Below are 16434 nucleotides of genomic sequence, written 5' to 3' on the forward strand. Positions count from 1 at the left end.
GGCGTGCCGGTAAAGGCGCACCGACTGAAGACACGAGGAAAGCATGAGCAAGCAGATTCTGATTCTCCCAGGTGACGGTATTGGTCCGGAAATCATGGCCGAAGCGGTCAAGGTGCTGGAGCTGGCTAACGACAAGTACAGCCTGGGTTTCGAGCTGAGCCATGATGTGATCGGTGGCGCCGCCATCGACAAGCACGGCGTGCCGCTGGCCGACGAAACCCTCGATCGTGCCCGCGCTGCCGACGCCGTGCTGCTGGGCGCGGTGGGCGGCCCGAAATGGGACACCATCGAGCGTGACATCCGCCCTGAGCGCGGCCTGCTGAAAATCCGTGCGCAGCTGGGTCTGTTCGGCAACCTGCGTCCGGCGATTCTGTACCCGCAACTGGCCGACGCTTCGAGCCTGAAGCCGGAAATCGTCGCTGGCCTGGACATCCTCATCGTCCGTGAGCTGACCGGCGGCATCTACTTCGGCGCGCCACGCGGCACCCGTACTCTGGAAAATGGCGAGCGTCAGTCCTATGACACGCTGCCGTACAGCGAAAGCGAAATCCGCCGCATCGCCCGCGTCGGTTTCGACATGGCCATGGTTCGCGGCAAGAAGCTCTGCTCGGTGGACAAAGCCAACGTACTGGCGTCCAGCCAACTGTGGCGTGAAGTGGTCGAGCAAGTGGCCAAGGATTACCCGGAAGTCGAACTGAGCCACATGTACGTCGACAACGCCGCCATGCAACTGGTGCGCGCACCTAAGCAGTTCGACGTGATCGTCACCGACAATATGTTCGGCGACATCCTGTCCGACGAAGCGTCGATGCTTACCGGTTCCATTGGCATGCTGCCTTCGGCCTCGCTGGATTCCAACAACAAGGGCATGTACGAGCCTTGCCACGGTTCCGCGCCGGATATCGCCGGTAAAGGCATTGCCAACCCGTTGGCGACCATTTTGTCGGTGTCGATGATGCTGCGTTACAGCTTCAATCTGCATGACGCGGCCGATGCCATCGAGAAAGCCGTCAGCGTCGTGCTGGATCAAGGGCTGCGCACTGGCGACATCTATTCGGCCGGTTGCAGCAAAGTCGGTACGCAGGAAATGGGCGACGCAGTAGTCGCCGCGCTGCGGAATCTGTAATCTCTCGGGCCCGCTGCGAAATTCAATACAAAGCAGCGGCCCACTTTTCAAGAAGGTGTAGTTGCGATGAAACGTGTAGGTCTGATCGGTTGGCGCGGGATGGTCGGTTCCGTGCTCATGCAGCGGATGCTGGAAGAGCAGGATTTCGATCTAATCGAGCCGGTGTTTTTCACCACTTCCAACGTCGGTGGCCAAGGCCCGTCCGTGGGCAAGGACATTGCTCCGCTCAAGGATGCTTACAGCATTGATGAGCTGAAGACCCTCGACGTGATTCTGACCTGCCAGGGCGGCGACTATACCAGCGAAGTGTTCCCGAAGCTGCGCGAAGCCGGCTGGCAGGGTTACTGGATCGACGCGGCCTCGAGCCTGCGCATGAACGATGACGCGGTGATCATTCTTGATCCGGTCAACCGCAAGGTCATCGACCAGCAACTCGACGCGGGCACCAAGAACTACATCGGCGGCAACTGCACCGTCAGCTTGATGCTGATGGGCCTGGGCGGTCTGTTCGAGGCCGGTCTGGTCGAGTGGATGAGCGCCATGACCTATCAGGCGGCCTCCGGTGCCGGCGCGCAGAACATGCGTGAACTGATCAAGCAAATGGGCGCGACCCACGCCGCGGTCGCCGATCAACTGGCCGATCCGGCCAGCGCGATCCTCGACATCGACCGTCGCGTGGCCGACGCCATGCGCAGCGAAGCGTATCCGACGGAAAACTTCGGCGTACCTTTGGCCGGCAGCCTGATCCCGTGGATCGACAAGGAACTGCCGAACGGCCAAAGCCGTGAAGAGTGGAAAGCTCAGGCCGAGACCAACAAGATCCTCGGCCGCTTCAAGAGCCCGATCCCGGTCGACGGCATCTGCGTGCGCATCGGTGCCATGCGCTGCCACAGCCAGGCGTTGACCATCAAGCTGAACAAAGACGTGCCGATCGCCGATATCGAAGGGCTGATCAGTCAGCACAACCCTTGGGTCAAGCTGGTGCCGAACAACCGCGATATCAGCATGCAGGAGCTGAGCCCGACCAAGGTCACCGGCACCCTGAATGTGCCGGTTGGCCGTCTGCGCAAGCTGAACATGGGCTCGCAGTTCCTCGGCGCGTTCACCGTTGGCGACCAACTGCTGTGGGGCGCGGCCGAACCGCTGCGTCGCATGCTGCGGATTTTGCTCGAGCGTTGATTGCTTGAAGCAATGAAAGAGCCCGTGCCTTGTGAGAGGTGCGGGTTTTTTTATGCCTTGGATTTCTCGGTTGCCCGATCTGGCCCCTTCGCGAGCAGGCTCGCTCCCACAGGGGGGGTGCATTTCAAATGTGGGAGCGAGCCTGCTCGCGAAGAGGCCGGTACTGCCGCCGCAAATCCCGGACAGAAATTGCCTGTGCGCCAGTCACCCGGTAAAGTGCCGCTCCCCCCGTTTCGCCAGAGGCTCGCACCATGACCCAGACCCTAGATATTGCCGTGATCGGCGCCACCGGTACTGTCGGCGAAACCCTCGTACAGATTCTCGAAGAGCGCAGCTTCCCGGTCGGCAACCTGCACCTGCTGGCGAGCAGCGAATCGGCCGGCAGCTCGGTGTTGTTCCGCAACAAGAACGTACGCGTTCGCGAAGTCGACGAGTTCGATTTCAGCAAGGTCAAACTGGTGTTCTTCGCTGCCGGCCCGGCGATTACCCTGAGCTACGCTGTCCGTGCCCACGCCGCCGGTTGCTCGCTGATCGACTTGTCCGGCGCCTTGCCGGCCGATCAGGCGCCGCAAATCGTGCCGGAAGCCAACGCCGAAGTGCTCGCCGGTTTGAAGGCGCCGTTCCAGGTCAGCAGTCCAAGCCCGTCGACCACTTCGCTGGCCGTGGTGCTGGCGCCGCTGCTCGATCTGATCGATCTGCAATATTTGAATGTCAACGCCAATCTGGCCGTTTCCGCCCAAGGTCGTGAAGCCGTGACTGAGCTGGCGCGACAGACCGCCGAGCTGCTGAACATGCGCCCATTGGAACCGACTTTCTTCGATCGGCAGATGGCCTTCAACCTGCTGGCTCAGGTCGGCACACCTGACGCGCAGGGCCATACGCTGCTGGAAAAACGTCTGGTGCGCGAGCTGCGTCAGGTGCTGGCTTTGCCTTTATTAAAGATTTCCGCAACTTGCGTTCAAGCCCCGGTGTTTTTTGGCGATAGCTTTAGCGTGACCTTGCAGTCAACGTCGGCTGTCGACCTGGCAAAAGTCAACGCTGCACTCGAAGATGCGCCGGGTATCGAGCTGGTCGAGGCCGGCGATTATCCGACCGCAGTCGGTGACGCGGTGGGGCAGGATGTTGTTTATGTCGGTCGCGTGCGCAGTGGTGTCGACGACCCGGCGGAACTAAATCTGTGGCTGACGTCAGATAACGTACGCAAAGGCGCGGCCCTTAACGCTGTGCAGGTAGCTGAGTTGTTGATAAAAGACCTGCTGTAAAAGATACTTGGCAACAATTTGTCGACTGATTCTAGGTGAGCGCTATGCTTGCCCAGATCGTTTGATAACGTGTCACCCTCCGGGACATTCCGGGGCATCAAAGAAATGATCGCGCGCGACATCTGTCGTCGTCGCGCGCAATGCCTTACGGCAGCGGTATTCAATATCTTCTCGCTGGCCGAGGAACGTTCAAACAAAGGATGAGGCTATGGTTCAAGTTCGCAAACTGGTGTTAGCAATAGCGGCCGCCTCGGCGCTGTCCTCCGGTATGGCGCATGCCCTCGGGCTCGGGGAGCTGACCCTGAAGTCGACCCTGAACCAGCCGCTGGTGGCCGAAATCGAGCTGCTCGACGTCAAGGATCTCACCGCTGCCGAAGTGGTGCCGAGCTTGGCTTCACCCGAAGATTTTGCCAAGGCCGGCGTCGATCGCCAGGCCTTCCTCAACGATCTGACCTTTACCCCGGTGCTCAACGCCAGCGGCAAAAGCGTGCTGCGCGTCACCTCGAGCAAGCCGTTGTCGGAACCAATGGTCAAATTCCTCGTGCAGGTGATGTGGCCGAATGGCCGTCTGCTGCGCGACTACAGCGTGCTGCTCGATCCTTCGAAGTTCTCGCCACAGACCGCTGATGCCGCCGCGCAACCGGTGCCGTCGCAGACCATTGCTGCGCCCACCACTGGCGCTACGCACTCGACGCAATACACCACCACGCCGCGCGACACCTTGTGGGAAATCGCCGCGAAGGCGCGCAATGGTGGCTCGGTGCAGCAGACCATGCTGGCCATTCAGGCGCTGAATCCGGATGCATTCATCGGCGGCAACATCAACCGCCTGAAGACCGGTCAGGTGCTGCGTCTGCCGGATTCGGTGCAAAGCACTGCATTGCCGCAGTCAAAAGCGATTGCCGAGGTCGCGGCGCAGAACGAAGCGTGGCGCACGGGCCGTCGCTATGTGGCCAAGCCCGGCACCGGTCAGCAACAACTTGATGCGACCAACCGTGGTCGCGGCAATACCGCTGGTGCACAGAACGCTCAGGACAATCTGAGCCTGGTCTCCGCCGAAAATGCCAAGGCGCGCGGCAAAGGCCCGGCAGGTGACGCCCAGGCCTTGAGCAACAAGCTTGCGGTCACTCAGGAAAACCTCGACACGACCCGTCGTGACAACGAGGAACTGAAAAGCCGCATGTCCGATCTGCAAAGTCAGATGGACAAGCTGCAAAAGCTCATCGAGCTGAAGAACAATCAACTGGCGAAACTGCAGGCCGAAGGGGCGGGCGCTGCGCCGGCCGCGAATGGCGCAGTCGCGCCAGTTCCGGCGATCACTGCTGAACTGGCTGCCACACCGCCGGCTACTCCTGCAGAAGCAGCGCCGACGCCAGAATCCGCCATTGCGCCACCTGCCGAGACGCCGGTTGAGCCAGTGGTTGAACCGGTTGTCGAAACCAAGCCTGCCGCCGATGATGAAAAGACCTTCAACGAACTGCTGACCAATCCGATCCTGCTGGGTCTGGTCGGTGGTGGTGCCGTCGTTCTGCTGCTTCTGCTGTTGCTGCTGGCGCGTCGCCGCAAAGCCCAGCAGGAAGCCGAAAAACACATGCGCATGGCCCGTGCTCTGTCGGAAGAGCAAGAGTTCTCCGCCGAACAGGATCTGCCGGAAAGCAGCTTCGAAGGCCTGGAAACTCCAGCGGCAAGCGTCAAACTCAACACCCCGGCGCCTGCTCCTGCTCCAGTCGTGGCTCCGGTAGTGGCGCCAATCGTGATGGCTGAGCCGATTGCCGCGCCGCTGGTGGCACCGGCCGCCGAGCGTTCCGATGACGTGCTCGACAAGGTGCAATCGCACATCAACGCCGGTCGCCTGAATCAGGCCGCCGCGCTGCTTGAAGAGGGCGTCAGCCTGGAGCCGCAGCGCAGTGATCTGCGTCTGAAGCTGATGGAAGTCTACGGTCAGCAGGGTGATCGCGATGCGTTCGTCGGTCAGGAGCGTCAACTGGTGGCCAATGGCGACAACTTCGCCAAGGTCGAAGAGCTGAAAAGCCGCTTCCCGGCCATGGCCGTCGTGGCTGCTACGGGTCTGGCCGCTGCTGCCGTGGCTGCTGAACTGGACGCGCAATACGTCAAGGAACTGCTGCTGGATGAGCCAGAAGCACCTGCGCCGACGCCAGTGGAAGATGATCTGGACAGCGCGTTTGATCTGAGTCTGGACGATCTCGACAACATCACCCCGGTCGAGCCTGCGCCAGTGGTTGAGCCTGAAGCCCCGGTCGAGCTGGACGAATTCCCGTCTGACGACGACCTGAGCTTTGAATCGGTGCTGCAACAGCAGACCGAGATCAAGGAGAACCTGGACGACCTGTCGGACTTCGACCTGGATATGGACCTGGGGGCCGAGCCGGCGCCTGCGGTTGATCTGGCGGACGATGACTTCCTGCTGGATCTGGACGAAGGCGTGAAGGATCTGCCTCCGGTCGAGGCGCCGGTGGTGGCTGACGTGCCACAGGATGATCTGGAGCTGCCGGCCGATTTCGACCTGTCGCTGGCCGACGAAATGGACAGCAATCCTGCGGCCGAACCCGATGCGTTCGCGGCCGAGCTGGATGACGTCAACGCCGAGCTGGATCGCCTGTCGCAGAGCATTGCCGAGCCGACCTTCACCGAAGCCGATGCGGCAATCGGTGGTGATCTGGGCGAAGACGATTTCGACTTCCTCGCCGGCACCGATGAAGCCGCGACCAAGCTTGATCTGGCCCAGGCCTACATCGATATGGGCGACAGCGACGGTGCGCGCGACATCCTCAACGAAGTGTTGACCGAGGGTGACGAGAAACAGCGTGGCGAAGCCAAGGACATGCTGTCGAGCTTGTAGTAAGTCCAGCGGTAAACGAAAGCGGCAGCCCATTGAGGCTGCCGTTTTCGTTTGTGCCGGATCCATTGGTGTCTGATCCATCGCTTTCGCGAGCAGGCTCGCTCCCACCTTTGAAATGCATTCCCCTGTGGGAGCGAGCCTGCTCGCGAAGAGGCCTGCACTGCTGATAGAGAACTCTGGCATCCCTGAACCACAGCCTTATAATGCCCGCCTTTGCACAAACAGCAGGCTGTCCCACCTTGGCAAACATAGATAACCCGGTCGCCGAAATGGCCCCCGACGGCTTTTACCGCGTCGCGCTGGGCGTTGAGTACAAAGGCTCGCGCTACAGCGGTTGGCAGCGTCAGTTGACGGGTGTGGCGACGGTGCAGGAAGAGCTGGAAAAAGCCCTGTCGAAAGTCGCCAACTCACCGGTTTCGCTACAGTGCGCCGGGCGCACCGACGCCGGCGTGCATGCCTGCGGACAAGTGGTGCATTTCGATACGACTGTCGATCGTTCGCTGAAAGCCTGGGTCATGGGCGCCAACATCAATCTGCCCCACGACATCAGTGTCAGTTGGGCGCGGGTGATGCCGGCGCATTTCCATGCGCGGTTCAAAGCCATCGCCCGGCGTTACCGCTACGTGATCTACAACGATCAGATCCGTCCGGCGCATCTCAACGAAGAAATCACTTGGAATCACCGTCCGCTGGACGTCGAGCGCATGGCCGAGGCCGCGCAGTACCTGATCGGTACCCACGACTTCAGTGCGTTCCGCGCCGGCCAGTGCCAGGCCAAGTCGCCGATCAAGAAGATGCATCACCTGCGCGTGACCCGTCACGGCAAGATGATCGTGCTCGACATCCGCGCCAATGCGTTCCTGCATCACATGGTGCGCAATATCGCTGGTGTGCTGATGACCATTGGTGCCGGTGAGCGTCCGGTGGAGTGGATGAAGGAAGTGCTGGAAAGCCGCGAGCGCCGTTCCGGCGGCGTTACAGCTCATCCGTACGGCCTGTATCTGGTGCAGGTCGAGTACCACGACGAATTCCCGTTGCCCGAGCGTTTTATCGGGCCACATTTCCTTACGGGTTTCTCCGAACTTGACGGCTGACGCCCTCGAACGCTTTTGTTACCATCCGGGACTTTCTCGGTTTCTGCCTCGGAGTTTTTCTCGATATGTCAGCCGTTCGCAGCAAGATCTGCGGGATTACCCGCATAGAAGATGCGCTGGCCGCCGTTGAGGCCGGGGCGGATGCGATCGGGTTCGTGTTCTACGCCAAGAGCCCGCGTGCTGTCACCGTGCAGCAGGCGCGGGCGATTATTCAGGCATTGCCGCCGTTCGTGACCACCGTGGGCCTGTTCGTCAACGCCAGTCGCTGCGAGTTGGGGGAAATCCTCGATGCCGTGCCGCTGGATCTGTTGCAGTTCCATGGCGATGAAGCCGTTGAAGATTGTGAAGGCTGGCATCGTCCGTATATCAAGGCGCTGCGGGTCAAGGCTGGCGACGATATTGCGGCAGCGGTTGATGCCTATCCAAGCGCCAGTGGCGTGCTGCTCGACACCTACGTCGAGGGCGTGCCCGGCGGAACCGGTGAGGCCTTCGACTGGTCATTGATTCCGCAGGGTTTGAGCAAGCCGTTGATTCTGGCTGGCGGCCTGACCCCTGAGAACGTCGCCGACGCCGTGGCTCGGGTAAAACCCTACGCGGTAGACGTCAGCGGTGGGGTAGAGGCGAGCAAGGGCATCAAGGATCACGCAAAGATTCACGCGTTCATCAAAGCGGTACGCAAAGCGCCATATTGATGTGACGGCTGGCAGTCTGCCGCCGTCCATCAATGCACTTGCACAAAGCAGGCGCGGCTGAGGGTTTCTGGATCGCACGCAGGTCATGTTTCGCGCTGACCGTGGCGTTCCACCAATCATCGCCACACACATGAATTTAGCTCAAGGGCATACGCGGGGCTGCGAACCAGAGCGTTCGGGCCGCCGGTACTGGAGAAAGAAAGCATGAGCAACTGGTTAGTAGACAAACTGATCCCTTCGATCATGCGTTCCGAGGTCAAGAAGAGCTCGGTGCCTGAAGGTCTGTGGCACAAATGCCCGTCTTGCGAGGCGGTGCTGTATCGTCCAGAGCTGGAAAAGACCCTGGACGTTTGCCCCAAGTGCAACCATCACATGCGCATCGGCGCACGTGCGCGCATCGACATCTTCCTCGATGCCGAAGGTCGCAACGAACTGGGCGCCGATCTGGAGCCGGTTGACCGTCTGAAATTCCGCGACGGCAAGAAATACAAGGATCGCCTGACCGCTGCCCAGAAGCAGACTGGCGAAAAAGACGCGCTGATCTCCGTCAGCGGCACTTTGCTGGGCATGCCGGTAGTGGTTTCGGCGTTCGAATTCAGCTTCATGGGCGGTTCGATGGGCGCCATCGTTGGTGAACGCTTCGTGCGCGCCGCCAACTATGCTCTGGAAAACCGCTGCCCGATGATCTGCTTCGCCGCCTCCGGTGGTGCGCGCATGCAGGAAGCGCTGATCTCGCTGATGCAGATGGCCAAGACCTCGGCTGTGCTGGCGCGTCTGCGTGAAGAGGGCATTCCATTCATCTCCGTACTGACCGACCCGGTCTACGGTGGTGTTTCCGCGAGTCTGGCGATGCTTGGCGACGTCATTGTCGGTGAGCCGAAAGCCCTGATCGGCTTCGCCGGTCCGCGCGTTATCGAGCAAACCGTGCGTGAAAAACTGCCGGAAGGTTTCCAGCGCAGCGAATTCCTGCTGGAGCACGGTGCGATCGACATGATCATCCACCGTCAGGAACTGCGCCCGCGTCTGGGTAACCTGCTGGCACAAATGACTGGCAAGCCGACGCCGAAATTCGTCGCCGCGCCAATCGAGCCGATCGTGGTTCCACCGGTTCCTGCTGGGCTATGACCGAGCGCACCCTTGGCGAATGGCTCGCCTACCTTGAGCAGTTGCATCCTTCGGCCATCGACATGGGTCTGGAGCGTTCGCAACAGGTAGCGTCCCGCATGGGGCTGGGCCAGCCGGCGCCTCGGGTGATCACGGTCACCGGCACCAACGGCAAGGGTTCGACCTGCGCTTTCGTGGCTTCGTTGCTGCGGGCGCAGGGTCTGAGCGTTGGTGTCTACAATTCTCCGCACCTGCTGCGTTACAACGAGCGGGTGCAGCTCAATGGCGTCGAAGCCACTGACGCGCAGCTTTGTGAAGCCTTCGCTGCGGTCGAGGCCGGGCGCGGCGACACTTCCCTGACCTATTTCGAAATGGGCACCCTCGCAGCGTTCTGGCTGTTTCAACAGGCCGGGCTCGATGCGGTGGTGCTGGAAGTCGGGCTGGGCGGGCGTCTGGACACGGTCAATGTGGTTGATGCCGATATCGCGCTGATCACCAGCATTGGCGTCGATCATGCCGATTATCTCGGTGATACCCGTGAATCCGTGGCTTTCGAGAAGGCCGGAATTTTCCGCCAGGGCAAGCCTGCCTTGTGCGGCGATCTGAATCCTCCGCAACCGCTGCTCGACAAGGCGCGTGAACTGGCCTGTCCGTTCTTCCTGCGTGGGCGTGACTTCGACCTCGGCATCACCGATCAGCACTGGCAATGGCGCGGCACCGATGCGCAAGGCAAGGTCGTCGAGTTGCGTGACTTGCCGTTGCTCGATCTGCCAATGGAAAACGCCGCGCTGGCGTTGCAGGCGTATCTGCTGGTCGGTTTGCCGTGGAATGCGCAGCAGATCGTCGCAGCGTTGCAGGCCACCCGCGTGGTCGGGCGGCTGGATCGCCGCTCGTTCGAGTGGAACGGCAAGCGTCTGAATCTGTTGCTGGATGTGGGTCACAACCCGCATGCCGCCGAGTATCTGGCCCGTCGTCTGGCGTCGCGGCCACCGGTCGGCAAGCGACTGGCGGTGTTTGGTCTGCTGGCGGACAAGGATCTGGATGGTGTTATCAGCGAATTGAATGCTAGTGTCGAGCATTGGGCCGTTGCGCCGCTGGATTCGCCGCGCGCACGTCCAGTGGCTGAATTAAACGCTGCATTGCAGAACCTTGGCGCTGCGGTCACGTCTTACGACAGTGTCGCCGCCGCTCTGGAAGGGCAGTGCGCAGTGGCTACAAGCGACGACGAGATTCTGTTGTTCGGATCATTTTATTGTGTCGCCGAGGCCCTTGAATGGCTGGCCCGGCGCTCCACGGAGGAAGCGGCAAATGGCTTTGCTGGATAAAGCGTACAAGCAGCGCATGGTTGGCGCTCTGGTGCTGGTTGCGCTGGCGGTGATCTTCCTGCCGATGCTGTTTTCCCGTCAGGATGAACAGCGTCAGGTGACCGTTGAGGCGCCGGCGTCTCCGCAGGCGCCTGCCATGCCGCAGATTCAGATGGAAACGGTTGCAGTGCCTGAACCGCAAGCCTTGCCGCAAGAACCTGTGCCAACGGATGAAGAAGTCGCCGAAGACACGGCGCCTGCTGCGCCCGTTGCACCGGCACCGGCACCGGCACCGGCAGCTACAGCGCCCATTATGATCACCAAGCCTGCTGCGCCGCCCGCGGTGGCCAAGCCGATTCCTGCGCCTGCCCAGCCGATTACCTCGGCATCGAGCAAGCCTGACACCACGCAAAGCCGTGTCGATGCCAACGGTCTGTCGGTGAGCTGGTCGGTGCAACTGGCCAGTCTGTCGAGCCGCGCCAGTGCCGAAAGCCTGCAAAAAAACCTGCGCAGCCAAGGCTACAACGCCTACATCCGTTCGGCCGATGGCAAGAATCGAGTGTTCGTCGGGCCGCTGATCGAGCGCGCCGAAGCCGATCGGCTGCGTGATCTGTTGGGCCGTCAGCAGAACCTCAAGGGGTTTGTCGTGCGCTTCCAGCCTGAGCGCGGTTAAAAACTATCGCCTCGATTGAAATGCACTGACAATCGCAGCTTACCGAGAGGCATGCGCTCTGCTAAAATGCGCCGCCTTATCCGTCTGTAGGCTGCACTGTGCCATTTACCTGGGTTGACTGGGCGATCGTTGCAATCATCGCCATCTCCGCTTTGATCAGTTTGAGCCGCGGCTTCGTCAAGGAAGCATTATCGCTGGTCACCTGGATCATCGCAGGAGTCGTCGCCTGGATGTTCGGTGGTTCACTGTCCGAGTACCTCGCCGGATACATCGAAACCCCATCGGCTCGCGTGATCGCGGGCTGTGCCATCATGTTTGTCGCCACACTGATCGTGGGCGCAATGATCAATTATCTTATCGGCGAGTTGGTTCGCGTCACCGGGTTGTCCGGGACCGATCGATTCCTCGGCATGGCCTTTGGCGCTGCGCGTGGCGTGTTGCTGGTGGTCGTGGCGGTCGGGCTGTTGAGCCTGGGGCCGGTACAGCAGGACGGGTGGTGGAAAGAATCACAGCTCGTACCAAAATTTCTATTGGTCGCTGATTGGTCCAAAAACCTGATTCTCGGGTGGAGCAGTCAGTGGCTTGCCAGCGGAATCAGCGTACCCGCTGATATTCCGTTCAAGGAGCAACTCTTGCCGTCGGCGAAAACGCCTCAGTGAGTGTTGTTCAGTTCAGATCCATTAAGTAGGGGTTGCGTCGCATGTGTGGCATCGTCGGTATCGTCGGTAAGTCGAACGTCAATCAGGCGCTGTATGACGCGCTAACCGTGCTCCAGCACCGCGGCCAGGACGCTGCCGGTATCGTGACCAGCCATGATGGCCGGTTGTTCTTGCGCAAGGACAATGGCCTGGTGCGTGACGTGTTTCAACAGCGTCACATGCAGCGTCTGGTCGGTCACATGGGTATCGGCCACGTCCGTTACCCGACCGCGGGCAGCTCGACGTCGGCCGAAGCTCAGCCGTTCTACGTCAACTCGCCTTACGGCATCACCCTGGCGCATAACGGTAACCTGACCAACGTTGAGCAGTTGGCCAAAGAGATCTACGAATCCGATCTGCGTCACGTCAACACCAGTTCCGACTCGGAAGTGCTGCTCAACGTGTTCGCGCATGAGCTGGCCCAGCGCGGCAAGCTGCAACCGACCGAAGAAGACGTGTTTGCCGCCGTGACCGACGTGCACAACCGTTGCGTCGGCGGTTACGCGGTCGTGGCGATGGTGACCGGTTACGGCATCGTCGGTTTCCGTGACCCGCACGGCATCCGTCCAATCGTGTTCGGCCAGCGTCACACCGACGAAGGTGTCGAGTACATGATCGCCTCGGAAAGCGTTTCGCTGGACGTGCTCGGTTTCACCCTGATTCGCGACCTGGCACCGGGCGAAGCGGTCTACATCACTGAAGACGGCAAGCTGCACACCCGTCAGTGCGCGACCAACCCGTCCTTGACTCCATGCATTTTCGAGCACGTCTACCTGGCGCGTCCGGATTCGATCATCGACGGCGTGTCGGTCTACAAGGCCCGTCTGCGCATGGGCGAGAAGCTCGCCGAGAAGATCCTGCGCGAGCGTCCAGAGCACGACATCGACGTGGTGATCCCTATTCCGGACACCAGCCGTACCGCGGCGCTGGAACTGGCCAACCATCTGGGCGTGAAATTCCGCGAAGGTTTCGTCAAGAACCGTTACATCGGCCGTACGTTCATCATGCCGGGCCAAGCGGCCCGCAAGAAGTCGGTACGCCAGAAGCTCAACGCCATCGAGCTGGAATTCCGCGGCAAGAACGTGATGCTGGTCGACGACTCGATCGTGCGCGGCACCACCTGCAAGCAGATCATCCAGATGGCCCGCGAAGCCGGCGCGAAAAACGTCTACTTCTGCTCGGCAGCCCCAGCGGTACGCTTCCCGAACGTGTATGGCATCGACATGCCAAGCGCCCACGAGCTGATCGCACACAACCGTTCGACTCAGGACGTGGCGGATCTGATCGGTGCCGACTGGCTGATCTATCAGGACCTGCCTGACTTGATCGAAGCGGTCGGTGGCGGCAAGATCAAGATCGAGAATTTCGATTGCGCGGTGTTCGACGGCAAGTACGTCACCGGCGACGTCGATGAGGCTTACCTGGACAAGATCGAACAGGCCCGCAACGATGCCTCGAAGGTCAAGACCCAGGCGGTCAGTGCGATCATCGATCTGTACAACAACTGAGTTTCTACCGGCCCTGAGGGGCCGGTTTTGTATCTGACTTTCAATTTTCGAGAACAGGGCAAGGAGTGACAGCATGAGTCAGGAATGGGATGCCGGTCGGCTGGACAGCGACCTCGAAGGCGTAGCGTTCGATACCCTGGCCGTACGTGCCGGTCAGCACCGTACGCCGGAAGGCGAGCACGGTGATCCGATGTTCTTCACCTCCAGCTACGTGTTCCGCACGGCTGCCGACGCGGCCGCGCGGTTTGCCGGGGAAGTGCCGGGCAACGTTTACTCGCGTTACACCAACCCGACCGTGCGTGCGTTCGAAGAGCGCATCGCCGCGCTGGAAGGCGCCGAGCAAGCCGTTGCGACCGCAACCGGCATGGCGGCGATCATGGCGGTGGTGATGAGCCTGTGCAGCGCCGGCGATCATGTGCTGGTTTCGCGCAGTGTGTTCGGTTCGACCATCAGCCTGTTCGAGAAGTACTTCAAGCGTTTCGGCGTGGAAGTCGATTACGTTCCGTTGGCCGATCTGTCGGCCTGGGATGCGGCGATCAAGCCCAACACCAAGCTGCTCTTTGTCGAGTCGCCTTCCAATCCATTGGCTGAGCTGGTCGATATCACCGCACTGGCGGAAATCGCGCACGCCAAAGGCGCGATGCTGGTGGTCGACAACTGCTTCTGCACACCGGCGTTGCAGCAGCCGCTGAAAATGGGCGCAGACATCGTCGTGCACTCGGCGACCAAGTTCATCGACGGCCAGGGTCGTTGCATGGGCGGCGTGGTAGCTGGTCGCAGTGAGCAGATGAAAGAAATCGTCGGCTTCCTGCGCACGGCCGGCCCAACCTTGAGCCCGTTCAACGCGTGGATCTTCCTCAAAGGTCTGGAAACCCTGAACCTGCGAATGAAGGCGCACTGCGCGAACGCTCAGGAACTGGCCGAATGGCTGGAGCAGCAGGACGGCATCGAGAAGGTGCATTACGCCGGTCTGAAGAGCCATCCGCAGCACGAACTGGCCCAGCGTCAGCAGAAGGGCTTCGGTGCGGTTGTAAGCTTTGAGGTCAAAGGCGGCAAAGAGGGCGCCTGGCGCTTCATTGATGCGACGCGGCTGATTTCGATCACCGCCAACCTCGGCGACAGCAAAACCACGATCACGCACCCGAGCACCACTTCCCACGGCCGTCTGGCGCCGCAGGAGCGTGAAGCAGCAGGCATTCGCGACAGTCTGATCCGCATCGCCGTCGGTCTAGAAGACGTAGCTGACCTGCAAGCCGACCTGGCGCGCGGTCTGGCAGCGCTGTGATCGAGTTGTCCACTCCGAAAGCCGGTACCCATGGCCGCGTTGCGCTGGTCACGGGGGCCGCGCGCGGTATCGGTCTGGGGATTGCGGCATGGCTGATCAGCGAAGGCTGGCAAGTGGTGCTGACGGATCTGGATCGTGCGCGTGGTTCGAAAGTGGCGAAGGTACTGGGCGAAAACGCCTGGTTCATCGCCATGGATGTTGCCGATGAGGGCCAGGTTGCGCTCGGCGTTGCTGAGGTGTTGGGGCAGTTTGGTCGTCTCGATGCGCTGGTGTGCAACGCGGCGGTCGCTGATCCGCACAACATCACGCTCGAAAGTCTCGACCTGGCTTACTGGAATCGCGTGCTGGCGGTGAATCTCAGTGGGCCGATGTTGTTGGCCAAACACTGTGCGCCGTACCTGCGTGCGCACAACGGTTCGATCGTCAATCTGGCCTCGACCCGAGCGCGGCAGTCGGAGGCGGACTCCGAGGCGTACGCGGCGAGCAAGGGTGGCTTGCTGGCGTTGACGCATGCGCTGGCGATCAGTCTGGGTCCGGAGATTCGTGTCAACGCGGTCAGTCCGGGCTGGATTGATGCGCGGGATCCTTCTGCGCGTCGCGCCGAGCCGTTGGCTGATGCCGATCATGCTCAGCATCCGGCGGGCAGGGTCGGGACGGTCGAGGATGTCGCGGCCATGGTTGCGTGGTTGCTGTCGAGGAATGCCGGGTTTGTCACCGGGCAGGAATTCGTGGTCGATGGCGGTATGACGAAAAAGATGATTTACGAGCAGTGAGAGGCAGCTGCAAGCGTCGAGCTGCAAGTTGAAGCGAGATCACGGTGTGTCTGCTTTAGATGTTTATGCTTTTGCTTGCAGCTTGAGACTTGCCGCTAAAAACTGTTTTTGAAAAAAACTTCAATCCTGCTATTGACTTAGGTTCGCTACCTGCGTAAATTTCGCGGCCTCGGAGATGCAAACGGGTGATTAGCTCAGCTGGGAGAGCGTCTGCCTTACAAGCAGAATGTCGGCGGTTCGATCCCGTCATCACCCACCACTCCCCGAGAGACTTGTGTAAGCAAGAACGTAGGCTGAAAGTGCCTGCACCGACGCGCAGCGGTAGTTCAGTCGGTTAGAATACCGGCCTGTCACGCCGGGGGTCGCGGGTTCGAGTCCCGTCCGCTGCGCCATATTTTACGAATCAGGCTTGTTTGGTTCGCGATTGCAAGGCACCGAAGCCAGCAATCAAAACGAGTTACTTGAGCGCAAGCTCAAAGCGATACGCAGCGGTAGTTCAGTCGGTTAGAATACCGGCCTGTCACGCCGGGGGTCGCGGGTTCGAGTCCCGTCCGCTGCGCCATATCTGCTCCAAGGACCACTGAACGCCTTGAAGCACCGAAAGCAGTCATCGGCTGGTTCGGAATCGATAGCAAAGACCCTGGTCGAAAGACCGGGGTTTTTTGTGTCTGAAATTTGGCTACGCTTCTTTTTCCTCCCCCTATCCCCGAATCCAAAGCAAATCTCCATGTGGGAGCGAGCCTGCTCGCGAAAGCGGTGTGTCAGCTAATAATGTGCTGGCTGACAGTACGCCTTCGCGAGCAGGCTCGCTCCCACAAGGGGGATATCTATTGGTTCGGTAATCTGCTGCGGTCTCACGTCGCATTGATTTTTTGA

The 16434-nt window shown here is 60.6% G+C and carries 13 protein-coding genes and 3 tRNA genes; all 16 read left to right on the forward strand.

Features of this window, described 5'->3' with window-relative positions:
* The first annotated feature begins 43 nt into the window (after positions 1–43).
* The 16 genes from leuB (at position 44) to HU718_RS10870 (ending at position 16120) form a co-directional block, all read left to right on the forward strand.
* A complete protein-coding gene (gene leuB / locus HU718_RS10795) occupies positions 44–1126 on the forward strand; it encodes a 3-isopropylmalate dehydrogenase (protein ID WP_038363640.1) in 1083 nt (360 codons plus the stop codon).
* Positions 1127–1192: 66 nt separating this feature from the next.
* On the forward strand, positions 1193–2305 hold the full coding sequence (gene asd / locus HU718_RS10800) for an aspartate-semialdehyde dehydrogenase (protein WP_008083209.1): 1113 nt from the start codon (positions 1193–1195) through the stop codon (positions 2303–2305).
* Between the two features lie 251 nt (positions 2306–2556).
* Positions 2557–3567: an aspartate-semialdehyde dehydrogenase gene (locus HU718_RS10805; protein ID WP_186613592.1), complete on the forward strand. Its 1011-nt coding sequence runs from the start codon at positions 2557–2559 to the stop codon at positions 3565–3567.
* A gap of 208 nt (positions 3568–3775) precedes the next feature.
* Entirely contained in the window at positions 3776–6427 is a 2652-nt protein-coding gene (locus HU718_RS10810) for a motility hub landmark protein FimV (protein WP_186613590.1), read from the forward strand.
* 269 nt (positions 6428–6696) lie between these two features.
* Positions 6697–7521: a tRNA pseudouridine(38-40) synthase TruA gene (gene truA, locus HU718_RS10815; protein WP_034152768.1), complete on the forward strand. Its 825-nt coding sequence runs from the start codon at positions 6697–6699 to the stop codon at positions 7519–7521.
* Between the two features lie 65 nt (positions 7522–7586).
* On the forward strand, positions 7587–8213 hold the full coding sequence (locus HU718_RS10820; protein WP_186613588.1) for a phosphoribosylanthranilate isomerase: 627 nt from the start codon (positions 7587–7589) through the stop codon (positions 8211–8213).
* 204 nt (positions 8214–8417) lie between these two features.
* Positions 8418–9338, forward strand: a complete 921-nt coding sequence (accD, locus tag HU718_RS10825; RefSeq protein WP_016984535.1) for an acetyl-CoA carboxylase, carboxyltransferase subunit beta — start codon at positions 8418–8420, stop codon at positions 9336–9338.
* Positions 9335–10642 (forward strand): bifunctional tetrahydrofolate synthase/dihydrofolate synthase, encoded by a 1308-nt coding sequence (gene folC / locus HU718_RS10830; RefSeq protein WP_186613586.1) that lies wholly within the window; start codon positions 9335–9337, stop codon positions 10640–10642. The genes accD and folC overlap by 4 nt, the downstream gene beginning before the upstream one ends.
* On the forward strand, positions 10626–11294 hold the full coding sequence (locus HU718_RS10835; protein ID WP_186613584.1) for an SPOR domain-containing protein: 669 nt from the start codon (positions 10626–10628) through the stop codon (positions 11292–11294). The genes folC and HU718_RS10835 overlap by 17 nt, the downstream gene beginning before the upstream one ends.
* A 98-nt stretch (positions 11295–11392) precedes the next feature.
* On the forward strand, positions 11393–11953 hold the full coding sequence (locus HU718_RS10840; RefSeq protein ID WP_007913461.1) for a CvpA family protein: 561 nt from the start codon (positions 11393–11395) through the stop codon (positions 11951–11953).
* Positions 11954–11994: 41 nt separating this feature from the next.
* Positions 11995–13500, forward strand: a complete 1506-nt coding sequence (purF, locus tag HU718_RS10845; RefSeq protein ID WP_016984539.1) for an amidophosphoribosyltransferase — start codon at positions 11995–11997, stop codon at positions 13498–13500.
* A gap of 73 nt (positions 13501–13573) precedes the next feature.
* Complete coding sequence (locus HU718_RS10850; RefSeq protein ID WP_095123129.1) at positions 13574–14785, forward strand: O-succinylhomoserine sulfhydrylase; 1212 nt, start codon at positions 13574–13576, stop codon at positions 14783–14785.
* Positions 14782–15558 (forward strand): SDR family oxidoreductase, encoded by a 777-nt coding sequence (locus HU718_RS10855; RefSeq protein WP_034152763.1) that lies wholly within the window; start codon positions 14782–14784, stop codon positions 15556–15558. Before HU718_RS10850 ends, HU718_RS10855 begins: the two co-directional genes overlap by 4 nt.
* 183 nt (positions 15559–15741) lie before the next feature.
* Positions 15742–15817 (forward strand) — tRNA-Val (locus HU718_RS10860).
* Between the two features lie 56 nt (positions 15818–15873).
* Positions 15874–15950 (forward strand) — tRNA-Asp (locus HU718_RS10865).
* A 93-nt stretch (positions 15951–16043) separates the two neighbouring features.
* Positions 16044–16120, forward strand: a tRNA-Asp gene (locus HU718_RS10870).
* Positions 16121–16434 lie beyond the last annotated feature (314 nt).

The sequence above is a fragment of the Pseudomonas tensinigenes genome (assembly GCF_014268445.2).
Taxonomy (GTDB): domain Bacteria; phylum Pseudomonadota; class Gammaproteobacteria; order Pseudomonadales; family Pseudomonadaceae; genus Aquipseudomonas; species Aquipseudomonas tensinigenes.